Genomic DNA, 13,371 nt, shown 5'->3' with positions numbered 1-13,371 from the left:
TATGTAAAAGTTACGCGTAAATTTATTATTTGCATTGAACATATAAATTAGATGAGGTAAATCAGATGAAACGAGCAAATTTAGCTGTAGTTATGACCTGCTACAACAGGCGTAATACAACTCTTGCCTGTCTACATACTTTATATGAGCAAACAAATCATTGTGATGTTTATTTAACTGATGATGGTAGCTCTGATGGGACTGCACAAGCTATCAAAGCAGAATATCCAGAAGTACACATTCTTCAGGGTAATGGCAATTTATTCTGGGTGGGAGGGATGCATCTCGCCTTTGGTGAGGCGATAAGAAATCAATATGATTATTATCTGTGGTTGAATGATGACACATTTCTGGAAGCCAATGCTGTCAGCAAATTATTACAGATTCATCAAAATTTGACTGAACAAGGTTATTCAGACTCAATTGTAGTTGGTTCAACTCAAGACCCAATCACAGGAAGAGCAACCTATGGAGGAGCAGTAAAATCTAAAAAGTGGTACTCTAATAAGTTTGAATTTTTAAAACCAAGTTCGGTTATCCAAAAATGCGATGCCATGTATGGTAACTGTGTGCTAATGCCTAAAACTGTTGTCGCCAAAGTTGGCAATATTGATACAGCTTTTGTTCACACTTTAGGAGATTTAGATTATGCCCTCAGAGCGCGTAAATTGGGTTGTCAAATATGGGTAGCTCCTGGATATGTTGGTACTTGTACTAAAAATTCTATCCGGAATAGTTGGGTAGATACCAATTTAACTATACTAGAACGCTTGAAAAAGGCGCTGCAAATTAAAGCATTTCCATTGAAATCCTGGACTATATTTTGTAGTAGACACTCTGGGCTATTCTGGATATTTTACTGGTTTTTACCCTATATCAGAGCAATTATTGGTTACAAGAATTTGGCACTTTCTCCCACATTTTCTGAGGATATTAACCAAACTAACTCACAAGCTTGATACTTGCACTAAAGTTTTTCTCCAAAAATATTTGCATAATTCATTAGCATCTGATTGAAGAAGAATGCAGAATGCAGAATTCAGAATTCACCAATCTTGACGCTCTCTACGAGACGCGCAAAGGACGCGAACGCAAGTGCGTCTCTAAGAGTTGCTATGCCGTTGGCGTTGGCAAAACCAAAGCCTCTCGTTCGCGTTAGCGTCTCCGTACTACTTCCCTGCGGGACGCTACGCGAACGTGGAAGCAAGCTAGCAACAGCGTCTCTGACAGGAGAAGAGAAGCCTTTACGCTGCGCTATCCGCAATTTCTGCTCAGTTTACCCAACTGAATTCTGACTCTTGACTCCTGAATTCTGTTCGATAAATTGGCAAATATCGCCTCAAACATGAATTTATTAAATTTGAGAATAATCAACAATCATTATTATGGGTAAACGCTTACTAATTGTGTCAACACTCGATTCTAACCAGCCATTTGGTGCTTTTACTAGACCTTTTTATTTAGGACAATATTTGACTGAACATTTTGATGTTTTTCAACTAGGATTAGATTGTTCCTCTGTTAAATATGCACCTTTTCATTCAATTGGCTCAAGAAGTTTAAAGTCATATATTAAAACTATAGAAAACTGCATTTATGAGTTTTGCCCAGATATCGTTTATGCTCAAGAAACATTACCTGGATTGGCTGCTTTAATTTCACTAAAGCTTGTAAAACGTAATAAGCCCTCTCTTGTATTAGATTTTCATACATTTTCGGCATATGAATACTGGATGCGCTTGTTTTCAGTTGCCAATCCTTTCAAAGAGTTTGTACAATGCATTAAGACATATATTGCTCAGGGAATTTTGATATTCTCTGGCAGTCCAATTATTGCCGCAGGTGACTCAATCCCTAAATTAATTTCCCAGTGGTATGGTAAAACTCCACAGCAAATTTATAGTATCGGGAATGGTGTGACTGAAGACTTACTAAGTACTGAATCGTTTCTGGAGCAAGACCCATATCAAGCATTCAGACCAGCAAAAATAGTGGTTATTATTGCTCCTAAAACTTTTCAATTCCCAAGCAATGATATGTCTGTGTTAATGACTACTGAGGTTGCTAAATATCTTCAAAATCATCAGCAAAAAATACATTTTGTTGTTATCGGTAGAGATGGGAAAGATATTTTAGCACCAATACCTTCCAACATTTCTTTTTTAGGGTTTTTACCTAAACGAAAGGATTTTGTTGCTCATCTTAAATATGCAGATATTGCTTTGCTGCCATTCTCAAAACAAGCAGTAGCAGGTGGCGCTCGCAATAAAGCATTAGATTATTTCGCAAGCAGAAAGTTAGTTGTATCAACACCAGAAGGGTTGCGAGGTTTAGAAGAATTTCGCCATTTAGAACATCTTTTAGTAACAGGATACTCTACTGAAGAAGTCGCTAACACAGTGCTGGATGCAGCTTCAAATATTGATAAATATCAATCACTTGTAGATAGAGCATATACCTTAATTACAGAAAAATATTCCTGGAATGCAAGAGCGCAAAATATTGCGGAAGTCCTCATTAAAGTTAGTTTTTCTTAGCTCTATTTACTTAAGATATTTAACTAAGAATAATTAGTATATTTAAATACTTGGGTATTTAAATATACTCAAAAATAGTTTTTAAATACTCACTTTGCCTGTGAGCTAACCTCTCATTCTTCCAAAATAAAAATTAAATCATGAAAAATCAATTTTCTTATAACCTTCTTGGTGTTAAAGTAGATGCACTCTCTATACCAGAGTTAAATTTCTTGATTGAAGAATCTATTAAGAAGAATAAAAAATGGATTATTGCTAATCACAACATGCATAGTCTTTATCTCTTCCATAATGATCCAAGAATGCAAGCTTTTTATGCAAAGGCAAAATATACCCATATTGATGGTATGCCTCTATTGTTAATTGGAAAGCTATTGGGCTTTCCTATGAAGCGAGAACAAAGAGTAACCTATGCTGACTGGGTATGGCCTTTGATGGCGGAAGCAGCTGATAAAGGCTGGCGTGTATTTTATTTAGGTTCAAAGCCAGGAGTCGCTGAAAAAGGAGCAAGTATTTTGTGCCACAGATTTCCTGGGTTACAGATTGCTTGCGCTCATGGATATATTGACATGGATAAAGATAGTCAAGAAAATCTTGCTACTCTAGCTGCAATTAATTCTTACAAACCTCATGTATTGATGGTGGGGATGGGTATGCCACGCCAAGAGCGTTGGATTTACGAAAATCTTGAACATATTCATACCAACACTATTTTGACCAGTGGAGCTTGTATTGACTATGTAGCAGGAGCAATACCCACTCCTCCTCGCTGGATGGGAAAGGTGGGCTTGGAATGGTTGTATCGCTTGTTGTCTGAACCTAAAAGACTTTGGAGACGTTACTTACTTGAGCCTTGGTTTCTAGCCACATTATTTTTACGAGAAATTTGGAGTATGTCAAGTCAACAAAAAAAGAATAGAATCGTGCTATTTCTCAGTACAAAATTTCATAAGTTTCTAGCATGATTGAATTTTGCCAAGCCTTACCAGTAGATCGCCCAATTCGTCACGAATTTATGAAATACTGTTTTAAGGCAAGGCTTAATCATTAATTAGTAAGCACGTCTGATTCAACTTTCGTACTTGTGAATAGCGAAGAATATCGCTACATTCTTCGCTTATAATAATACTTAAAAACGCTATTTACGTCTGGTTGGAGTATTAAGTTGCTTGCTGAAAAGCCTGGGCAATAGCATCGCGGGCAGATTTAGGTTGCAGGTTCTCATCGAAGGGAAGCGGACGCAGAAATTTCCAAAGATTTGGATTGTCCTTAAAGGTTTGTCTTGGCATCCAGTCGGGATGACGTATCCAGGTATGACGGTCGGTAAGTCCCCATGTAATCACAGTATCAACTTTAGCCGCAAAGCACAGGTCAAGATATCGCTTGTAACTGTCGGCTACCATCTGGTCTAGCTTTTTAATACTATCGGGCAGTGGAGCATCAATAATAATATCTAGTTCTGTGATTATTGGTTTTACTTCAAGATCATTGAGTCGTTTTAAAACGGAATTAAATCCTTTATCGTCAAAACTATAGGCAGAAGAAAACCATAGATGCGACTGCACACCTGCCCCGTCAATTTTAACGCCACTATTCTTCAGATATTCGACCATTTTTAAGAAACGGTCTGATTTCCATGTAGCGCCTTCGATGCCGAAATCGTTTAGGTAAAATTTCTTGGTGTTATCAACTGATGCGGCAATTAAAAACAAGTCTCGAATTAATTCTGGCTTTACCCCTTTACGCAAACCGTAAATAGCATTGTCGGTTTCATTTTCATTATCAGCGATAATTTCATTGGCAATATCCCAAGACTTTAAAACTTTGCTATTGCGATAATGCCCCATGACTCCCTTAACATGCCGTTCGATCATTTTAAGAGTGGGCGGGTAAGGAAGCCAGTCTGGTTTTCCCATGTGCCAGAAAAGGGTATGCCCGTGCATGTCTATATTATGCTTTTGGCAGAAATCAGCGATCGCATCTGCTGATTCAAAGGTAAATCTTCCTGGCTGTGGTTCAGTGGCGTCCCATTTTAATTCACCATTCGGTGTCACAATCGAACATTCACGAGCAATCAGGTTAGCGTAATCCTTCTCTTTTAGCAAAATATCACTAGAAATTGCTGCACCATAACACTTTCCAATGGATGCAGCTAATTGCCGAAGGGGAAAATTTTTGTTAGTATAATTGGCTACAATAATATTATTGCTATGGTCTTCTTTTTGCTTATCCTTTTGTAAAAACCCCATAGTCAATAACGCAGAAAGGGTAGTATATCCTGCTCTTGTTAAAAATTTTCTCCGATAAGGCATATATTGTACTTAATCAAAAACACATAGATTATTATATTACAGAATGAGTTTTTATACTTTTTGAGGTTTAGTTATGACTCCCACACTCATCTGTTTGATTAAAATCAATCAACTATGCTTTTACATATCAGCAATAAAGATGCTATATTAATATATAACGACCATTCGATATAAATAAGCTGAATCATGCCTAAGATTGTTGACCATGAGCAATACCGTAAAGAACTGCTCGACAAGTGCTTTGATTTATTTGCCCAAAAAGGCTATGGTTCCATCACTATGCGCCAAATAGCTGAGGGATTAGGGGTTTCTACTGGTACGTTGTACCACTATTTTCCTAGCAAGCAAGCTCTATTTGAGCAATTGGCCCAGGAGATTTGTGAGCAAGACTTAAGTAGAGCATTAGCTGAACTAGAAGGAGCGCAAACGCTACAAGAATCAATGGAAGCACTAGGAAGATACCTAGTGAAAAACGAAGATTACTTCATTAAATGGACTTACATTTGGATTGATTTTTGCCAACATAAAGATTCTAAAGAAATGTTAAAAAATAGCATTTTTAAGCGTAATAATCAGCGTTATCAAGAGGCAATTTGCGATTTATTGGGTATTCAAGATTTGGTATTGGCTTCCTTTATTTTGAGCTTTGTAGACGGTTTAGTTCTGGAGAAGTTATGGGGTAATGAAACAATTGATTTTCTTGAACAATGTGCGTTGTTAGGCAAAATGCTGACAGCATATTTGCCGCAACCTACAGCAGAAATAAAAAATAAAATGGACTTTGTATCATGTTTTGAGAGCTAAATTATGTATCTTATTCTTGTTATAAACTGCTATATGTCTAATAATTAGCCTGCATTTTCTTGACAAAAACGGACTCATTTAATATAAATAAAATAATTTCTGAGGAGAGCAAAAGAGATGGTTCAAAAGTTGTCAGAGAAAGCTTCTAAAAAAGGGTTAATTACATTAGTAATTGCAGCTACTGCTATTACAGGTGGAATTGTTGCTTATGGGATTTCTCAGTTTGGGTTAGTTGGTCAAACTGAGAAATCTGAGCCAGTTGAAACCACGCCCAACATTCAAAAAGTAGCTGCATTAGGACGGCTAGAACCGGAAGCAGAGGTAATTAGCTTGTTTGCGCCCTTAGCATTGGATGGCGATCGCATTGCCCGAATTCTAGTCAAAGAAGGCGATCGCGTTAAAGCCGGACAGGTGGTAGCAATATTAGATGCCCGCGCTCGCTTGCAAACTGCTGTACTACAAGCCCAACAACAAGTCAGAGTTGCTCAAGCTAAACTCACTCAAGTGCAAGCAGGAGCAAAAGCAGGAGAAATTCAGGCCCAGCAGGCAAGCGTTGAACGTCTCCAGGCTCAATCCCAAGGAGACAAAACAGCGCAACAGGAAGCGATATTTCGCATAGAGGCACAGTGGCAAGGAGACAGAATAGCGCAACAGGCAACAATTAAGAAGCTAGAGGCAGAACTCAAAAATGCCGAAGCCGAATATCAACGTTATCAACAGCTATATTCTCAAGGAGCAGTTTCTAATTCTTTGTACGATAGTAAGGGCTTGACTGTAGAAACTGCCAAACAGCAAGTAGACGAAGCCAAAGCAGTTCTCAACCGGATTAACACCACTGCTAGCAAACAACTTGCCGAAGCCAAAGCAGCACTCGCCCGTACTAACGCCACTGGTAGCAAGCAAGTCAGTGAAGCCAAAGCCACACTTACCAGTATTGCAGAAGTCCGACCTGTAGATGTAGCCGCAGCCAAGACAGAAGTTGAAAATGCGATCGCTACACTCAAACATGCCCAAACCGAGTTGGCGGGTGCTTACATTAAAGCACCGATGGTGGGACAGATCATCAAAATTCATACGCGAGTCGGAGAAAAAATTAGTGATTCTGGCATTGCAGACTTAGCACAAACAGATCAGATGATGGCGATCGCAGAAGTTTATCAAACCGACATCGGTAAAGTGAAACTAGGACAACAGGCAGTGATTAGCAGTCAGGCATTTGTCGGTGAACTGCGAGGAACCGTTGCCCAAATTGGTTTGCAGGTGAATAGACAAAACGTTTTCAGCAACCAGCCAGGGGAAAACCTTGATAGCCGAGTGGTTGAGGTGAAAATTCGCCTCAATCCTGAAGACAGCAAACGAGTTGCAGGTTTCACTAACTTACAGGTACAGACAGCAATTGAAATATAGAGTTGTTGTTCGCTACCTCGTGTATTCCATCATTTTTTATAAGGTGAATTTAATCATGGTTAAAGTCATATATCTTCTGCTTTGTGTACTTGGCTTCGTTCTACCTTACTCCCAGTTTGTTCCATTTATCTTAGAGCATGGTCTTGATATAAAGCTGTTTTTTGAACAACTCTTTACCAACAAAATTTCTGGTTTTTTTGGCATGGATGTTATTGTTTCATCGCTAGTCTTGTGGACATTCGTATTTTGGGAAGGAACACGTCTGAAAATGCAAAATCTCTGGGTTTACGTTGTCTGTAATCTTTCAGTTGGTGTTTCTTTAGGTCTTCCCTTATTTCTTTTCATGCGAGAGCGCCAGCTTGAACAGCAAGCTGAAACACTGGGTTATTAAAGGGTTTTTTAAATATGTTTTCTAAACTATTTCGCAAAACGCCGCTAGCATGGCGGCAGTTAATGAAAGAAAAAACCCGTCTGGCTGTTGCAGTCGCAGGTATTACCTTTGCGGATATGCTGATGTTTATCCAGTTGGGATTTGAAAGTGCGCTTTTTGATGCTGCTGTGAAACCTCATCGCAATTTACAGGCAGATTTTGTTTTAATTAGTCCCCAATTTCAAACTTTGTTTTCTGTAAAAAACTTTCCCAGAGAGCGACTATATCAAACATTAGGTTATGAAGGTGTTCAGTCAGTTAATTCTGTCTACATCAGCACTGGACAGTGGCGAAATCCTGAAACACGTCTTGAGCGTGCCATTTTGGTTTGGGGTGTCGATCCGGCACAATCACCATTCAAATCGCCCGAAATTAAACAAAATCAGGAGCACCTTAAACAGTTGTATCAAGTTCTGTTTGACCAGGCAGGTCGTCCAGAATACGGGGCAGTTGGCGATATCTTTAAGAAAACAGGCAAATTTAACACGGAACTCAATAGTAAAGCCGTCTTTGTTAAAGGCTTGTTTACTGATGGAGCCTCCTTTGCTGCCGATGGTAATGTGATCACAAGTGACTCGACCTTTCTCGAGCTATTTCCACAGCGTAAACCCGATCGCATCGAAGTTGGATTGATTACGCTTAAACCAGATGCCGATTCTGAAAAAGTGCGATCGCAACTTGTCAATGGACTACCTAAAGATGTCAGAGTCTTGACTCCAGAAGAGTTTGCCAAAGTGGAGAGAACTTACTGGGAAGCCGGTACTGGCATTGGTTTTATTTTCGGTTTAGGTACTGGAGTCGGGTTTATTGTTGGCATCGTAATTGTCTACCAAATCCTTTACTCGGATGTTTCTGACCACTTGCCAGAATATGCCACCCTCAAAGCAATGGGATACACCGATAATTATCTTTTAGGAGTTTTAATTCAAGAAGCATTATTATTGGCTATCTTAGGTTTTCTGCCTGGATTTATCCTTTCTTTTGGATTGTATCAAGTCACCTATGCTGCCACAATGCTTCCCATTTTCATGAAAATGGAACGGGCTATACAGGTTTGGATTTTGACCGTGATCATGTGTAGTGTTTCTGGAGCGATCGCAATGCGGAAGTTACGATCTGCTGACCCTGCCGATGTTTTTTAGATGCGATTAATCGTACAAGAGACGCGATTAATTGCGTCTGTACAAAAATTAGTAATTATCTTCCCCATACCCAATGCCTATAAAATCTTATGTTGCAAAAATCTTTCCCAGTAAATTCCGATTCAACATTTTCTACTTTAGAATCTGTAATTTCTATTAGTAACCTCAACCACTACTTTGGTGAAGGTGGGCTTCGCAAACAAGTATTATTCGACATTAATTTGGAGATTACTGCTGGAGAAATCGTTATCATGACTGGCCCCTCTGGTTCGGGGAAAACCACCTTGTTAACCTTAATGGGTGGATTGCGTTCTGCTCAAGAAGGTAGTCTCAAAATCTTAGGGGAGGAAATTCGTGGCGCTAAAAAGCTGCAATTAACTAAACTTCGCCGCCAGATTGGCTATATTTTCCAAGCTCATAACCTGATGACTTTTTTGACAGCAAGAGAAAATGTGCGGATGTCCTTAGAGTTACATGAGGATTTTCTGAATCAGGATATCAATGCTAAAGCGATCGCCATTTTGGAAACTGTCGGTTTAGGTGATCGTGTAAATTACTACCCAGAGAAACTATCTGGAGGGCAAAAGCAACGGGTAGCGATCGCTCGTGCTTTAGTCAGCCATCCTAAGATTGTTTTAGCAGATGAACCTACTGCTGCACTCGACAAAAAATCTGGGCGTGATGTCGTAGAAATAATGCAGAAGCTAGCCAAAGAACAAGGTTGTACAATTTTGCTAGTTACCCACGATAACCGCATCCTCGATATTGCCGATCGCATCATTTATATGGAAGATGGTCAGTTGAAGACCGATGGTGTAGATTTTACCAAAACAAGCAAGTAAGTAGGCGGGGGGATCTTAACCGAACCGTATTGAGTACACATCTATTTCCTATTTTTCATATTCTCATTTAAATTTTGCATAAATTCTTGATGTTCAGTAGCAGCTAAACCTGCTTGTAACACAGATAACACTGTTGCCATTTCTCCTGAGAGTAAGGCAAGTACCGACAACCACAACCCCGGAAACACCTGGCTGCGAATAATTCCCTGCTCATCAGTTGGTAGCAAAATATACTCATCTGCTTGCAGCCTAAACCAATCCAACTGATTATCTAATGTCCGCCAGACAATATACTCTTGTACTCCATTCCGTCGATAAGTGCGTTTTTTATCATGTAAATCTATGCCTGCACTGCTTGCTGCCACTTCTATCACCAGTTCGGGTGCGCCTTGGATATAATCATCCTCACTAATCAATGCCTGTCTGCCCGGAATGAATAGTACCGCGTCAGGCTGTGGTTCATTATCCGGATCTAAACGCACTGTGGGTTCAATTCCCATAACAACGCTAGGCGTTGCCGTTTTATAGTTCCACAACCACCCGATCACGTCTGCATGTGGTTCGCCATGACTTTTAATTCTCAGTGGCAATGCCATGATATATACAACTCCTTCAACCAGTTCAGCTTTTCTTAAATGCGGCATTGCCTGATAGCGACGCTCAAATTCGCAGCGAGATAAGCGATCACCATTTTCCAGAGGTAAGACTGAAATCACTTTTTTAGGAGTTGTAACCATTCTTTTGTCCTCTTTAGCCAAATTGTCCAAAGTGAATCAAAGTATTCTAATTTGGCAGTGCTGCATCCATTTTACTACTGCACATGGCGATCAATTTTTGTTGGATACCACTAGAAGAGGCTAGCAAGAGTGACGATCAGTTATGGTGCAAGTTTGAGAAAAACTCAGAACTGGGCTGAGTACGATCAGAACAAATGCAGTCGCTTACAGTATTTAGTTTTCAAAGTTCAGGTTTTTAAAGAAAGACAGTAATAACTAAAAGCCCACACTGCACCCGATCAAGAAGACAGTGTGGGTAATTTACGCCTATAACACAAATGATAGTCTGTGTATTCCCTAGCGGAACATACTACTGACTGAAGTATCTTCATGAATCCGCCAGATAGTTTCTCCTAAGAGATTAGCTACTGATAGCACCACTAGCTGGGGAAAACGATTGTTTTCTGGTATGGGAATTGTATTGGTGACAATGACTTCCTCAAACAAACCACTAGACAAACGCTCCATCGCTGGTGGAGAGAACACTGCATGAGTTGCACAGGCGTATACTTGACGCGCTCCTTCTTCACGCAGTAATCGCGCTCCTTCAGCAATAGTGCCTCCAGTGTCGATCATGTCATCCACTAACACTGCCGTTTTGCCTTTAACATCGCCGATGACATTTAAAACTTCGGCGACATTATGAGCCTGACGACGTTTGTCAATAATTGCCAATGGGGCATCATTCAGTTTTTTCGCAAATGCTCTAGCTCGTGCTACACCACCAACATCAGGGGAAACAACCACAAGATCGGGCAGTTCTTTGCTTGCTAGATAATCCAGCAAGACTGGCGAACCGTAAACATGGTCAAAGGGGATATCGAAATAGCCTTGAATTTGAGCCGAGTGCAAATCCATTGCTAGAACGCGGTTGGCACCTGCTTCGGTGATCAAGTTAGCAACTAGCTTGGCGGTTATTGACTCTCTTCCTGCCGTTTTGCGATCGGCACGGGCATAGCCATAGTAGGGAATTACTGCCGTCACTTGTCGCGCAGAAGCTCGACGACAGGCATCAACCATAATCAATAATTCCATTAAATGATCGTTCACGGGTTGACAACATGGCTGGATTAAATAGACATCACAACCCCGAATCGATTCTTGGATTTGAACATAAAGTTCTCCATCTGCAAATCTTTTACGAATCATTGGCCCCAAGTCCATGCCCACATAACGAGCAACTTCTTGAGACAGTTGTATATTGGCAGAGCCAGAAAACAGCCGCAGGCGATGATTATCGGTCAGTGCTGTTGCAGATGGTTGCACTTTGAAAGTTGCAGAACTGAGCACAGCAGATCCTCTATGTGCATTCATAGCAATATTATCATTGGAGATTTAATAGATTTAACCGAGAAATTGCCTAAAAAAACATCTGTGAGTTTTGTTAAAGCTTCCATACAAAATTTAAACATTTTCCCATAAAATTATCATTCGCTTATTGTTTAGCCCTCTTAGCAAACAAGCTATTGATAGCTTAACTGACATCAAGCCCGTCCACTAGGTCTATAAGTTCAAATTTTTTGGGTTGAGGTAAACATTAGTGTAATAGGTTTTTCTAACTACCTTATTTATAGCTGACAGTAAAGCATTTACAACTTAAGTGATATTCAACTTTGTTCTCATACAGTATAGCACCCGTAACTAAGTATTGAAATTGTAATTTATTATTCTAAAATTTACGTATTGACAAAAAGCGATAATTACATATCCTATAAGAAGCTAGTAACATACACAATTAGGCAAGGTTTTAGATAAAAATTTAATAAATTTTAAATAAAGATTGATTAAAAACCTTCTTCATGATACCAAAACATTACTCAGAAAGGGTAATATCATCTAAAGTATTAAGTAAAAATTTGTAAATATTATTACTTAAGTAAATTTTAATTTAAATCTAGAAAAGTTGTTTAGTTTAATTCCATTCTGGGACTTCCAAGAAATAAATTACCCAAATAAACGAACCACAGAGACACAGAGAAGCCAGTGCGTTGGGCAAGTTCCCCGACTTGAAGCAACTGGCGCCACACAGAGGAATGAGGAGGAGAGAGCTTTTTCGTGAATTTTTGGGTATTTTTTTATTTGAAAGCCCCTCTACTGACACATAAAAGCGGGAAGCATACTTATGGACTCTCGACCTACTTCAGTAGTAGAAAAATCTTTAACTGCCATAGTAAGTAGTTCCAAGAAGTCGCCGTATTATTTAGCTGCTATGCGACCGCGACAATGGACAAAAAACCTGGTGGTGTTTGCAGCACCCTTGTTTGCATTTAGCATCAATCTGCAATCTTTGCTAGGTAGCCTATTGGCATTTGTATTATTTTGCTGTGCATCAAGTGGCTTCTACTTAATCAATGACATCGCAGATATTGAATCTGACCGTCAGCATCCTGTCAAACGCAAGCGGCCAATTGCCGCTGGATTAGTTAGCATCCGTGTTGCTAGTGGTATGGCATTGGTGCTGTTGGGTAGTGCTGTGATTTTTGGGTGGTTGCGATCGCCCCAGTTGGGTGCAGCCATAACTGCATACGCCCTGTTGCAGATCGCCTATAATCTGCGACTCAAACGGATGGTGATTTTAGATGTTGGGGCGATCGCCACCGGATTTGTCCTCCGAGCCTATGCAGGTGCTGCTGCTACTGGCATTGTTTTATCTAGTTGGTTTTTAATTTGCACTGCAATGCTGGCGCTATTCTTGGGTATTGAAAAGCGCAAAGCAGAACTACGATTAGCACAAATTAAAGGCAACAAGCCTCGTTCTGTCCTCAAATACTATTCCTTGCCCTTACTGGCTCGCATGGAAAATGTCGTCACTACTTGTACGGTTGTCACCTATACTCTTTGGAGTGCAGGCCCTTACTTGCATGGAGCACGCACCTCTTGGATGCTACTCACTTTGCCGTTTGTTTTCTATGGAATTTTTCGCTATCAACTGCTGAGTGATCCTGAGATGATTGCCAGTTACAGTGACGACGCGATCGAGCAAGGTGGACGCAGTGAAAGGCCAGAAGAAGTTTTATTGAAAGATTTACCCATCCTATTAACTGTTATTGGTTGGGTGATAACTTGCTTTATGATTCTTTTGCTCAAACAGCAAGGGCTGATCGAATAAAGTTAATAGCAG

The 13,371-nt window shown here is 39.9% G+C and carries 13 protein-coding genes; 10 read left to right on the top strand and 3 right to left on the bottom strand.

Features of this window, described 5'->3' with window-relative positions:
- The first annotated feature begins 65 nt into the window (after nt 1-65).
- The 4 genes from LC653_RS14855 (at nt 66) to LC653_RS14845 (ending at nt 3,502) form a co-directional block, all read left to right on the top strand.
- Complete coding sequence (locus LC653_RS14855; protein ID WP_229495201.1) at nt 66-959, top strand: glycosyltransferase family 2 protein; 894 nt, start codon at nt 66-68, stop codon at nt 957-959.
- Nucleotides 960-1,030: 71 nt separating this feature from the next.
- Nucleotides 1,031-1,159 carry a hypothetical protein gene (locus LC653_RS46225; protein ID WP_267921776.1) on the top strand — a complete coding sequence of 43 codons (129 nt, stop codon included), beginning with the start codon at nt 1,031-1,033 and terminating at the stop codon, nt 1,157-1,159.
- A gap of 226 nt (nt 1,160-1,385) precedes the next feature.
- Nucleotides 1,386-2,537 (top strand): glycosyltransferase family 4 protein, encoded by a 1,152-nt coding sequence (locus tag LC653_RS14850; RefSeq protein ID WP_229495200.1) that lies wholly within the window; start codon nt 1,386-1,388, stop codon nt 2,535-2,537.
- A gap of 140 nt (nt 2,538-2,677) precedes the next feature.
- Nucleotides 2,678-3,502 (top strand): WecB/TagA/CpsF family glycosyltransferase, encoded by an 825-nt coding sequence (locus LC653_RS14845; protein ID WP_229495199.1) that lies wholly within the window; start codon nt 2,678-2,680, stop codon nt 3,500-3,502.
- Nucleotides 3,503-3,697: 195 nt separating this feature from the next.
- Here LC653_RS14845 and LC653_RS14840 read toward each other — a convergent pair whose 3' ends face one another.
- Nucleotides 3,698-4,849, bottom strand: a complete 1,152-nt coding sequence (locus LC653_RS14840) for an endo-1,4-beta-xylanase (protein WP_229495198.1) — start codon at nt 4,847-4,849, stop codon at nt 3,698-3,700.
- Nucleotides 4,850-5,035: 186 nt separating this feature from the next.
- Here LC653_RS14840 and LC653_RS14835 point away from each other — a divergent pair, with 186 nt between their 5' ends.
- The 5 genes from LC653_RS14835 to LC653_RS14815 all read left to right on the top strand — a co-directional run bounded on the left by LC653_RS14835 (nt 5,036) and on the right by LC653_RS14815 (nt 9,474).
- Entirely contained in the window at nt 5,036-5,653 is a 618-nt protein-coding gene (locus LC653_RS14835) for a TetR/AcrR family transcriptional regulator (RefSeq protein WP_229495197.1), read from the top strand.
- 117 nt (nt 5,654-5,770) lie between these two features.
- A complete protein-coding gene (locus LC653_RS14830) occupies nt 5,771-7,060 on the top strand; it encodes an HlyD family efflux transporter periplasmic adaptor subunit (RefSeq protein ID WP_229495196.1) in 1,290 nt (429 codons plus the stop codon).
- Nucleotides 7,061-7,115: 55 nt separating this feature from the next.
- Nucleotides 7,116-7,451, top strand: a complete 336-nt coding sequence (locus tag LC653_RS14825; protein WP_229495195.1) for a DUF2834 domain-containing protein — start codon at nt 7,116-7,118, stop codon at nt 7,449-7,451.
- Nucleotides 7,452-7,465: 14 nt separating this feature from the next.
- Nucleotides 7,466-8,632 (top strand): ABC transporter permease DevC, encoded by a 1,167-nt coding sequence (gene devC / locus LC653_RS14820; RefSeq protein ID WP_229495194.1) that lies wholly within the window; start codon nt 7,466-7,468, stop codon nt 8,630-8,632.
- Nucleotides 8,633-8,721: 89 nt separating this feature from the next.
- Entirely contained in the window at nt 8,722-9,474 is a 753-nt protein-coding gene (locus tag LC653_RS14815) for a DevA family ABC transporter ATP-binding protein (RefSeq protein WP_229495193.1), read from the top strand.
- Between the two features lie 41 nt (nt 9,475-9,515).
- Here LC653_RS14815 and LC653_RS14810 read toward each other — a convergent pair whose 3' ends face one another.
- A complete protein-coding gene (locus tag LC653_RS14810; RefSeq protein WP_229495192.1) occupies nt 9,516-10,211 on the bottom strand; it encodes a Uma2 family endonuclease in 696 nt (231 codons plus the stop codon).
- Nucleotides 10,212-10,547: 336 nt separating this feature from the next.
- Entirely contained in the window at nt 10,548-11,564 is a 1,017-nt protein-coding gene (locus tag LC653_RS14805) for a ribose-phosphate pyrophosphokinase (protein ID WP_229495191.1), read from the bottom strand.
- A gap of 808 nt (nt 11,565-12,372) precedes the next feature.
- Here LC653_RS14805 and LC653_RS14800 point away from each other — a divergent pair.
- On the top strand, nt 12,373-13,359 hold the full coding sequence (locus LC653_RS14800) for a decaprenyl-phosphate phosphoribosyltransferase (protein ID WP_229495190.1): 987 nt from the start codon (nt 12,373-12,375) through the stop codon (nt 13,357-13,359).
- Nucleotides 13,360-13,371: the final 12 nt, after the last annotated feature.

It is taken from the genome of Nostoc mirabile CHAB5784, from assembly GCF_020829645.1.
Lineage (GTDB): Bacteria > Cyanobacteriota > Cyanobacteriia > Cyanobacteriales > Nostocaceae > Nostoc > Nostoc mirabile.
The sequence above is the reverse complement of the archived record's forward strand: the minus strand, read 5'-3'. Positions and strand labels throughout refer to the sequence as shown.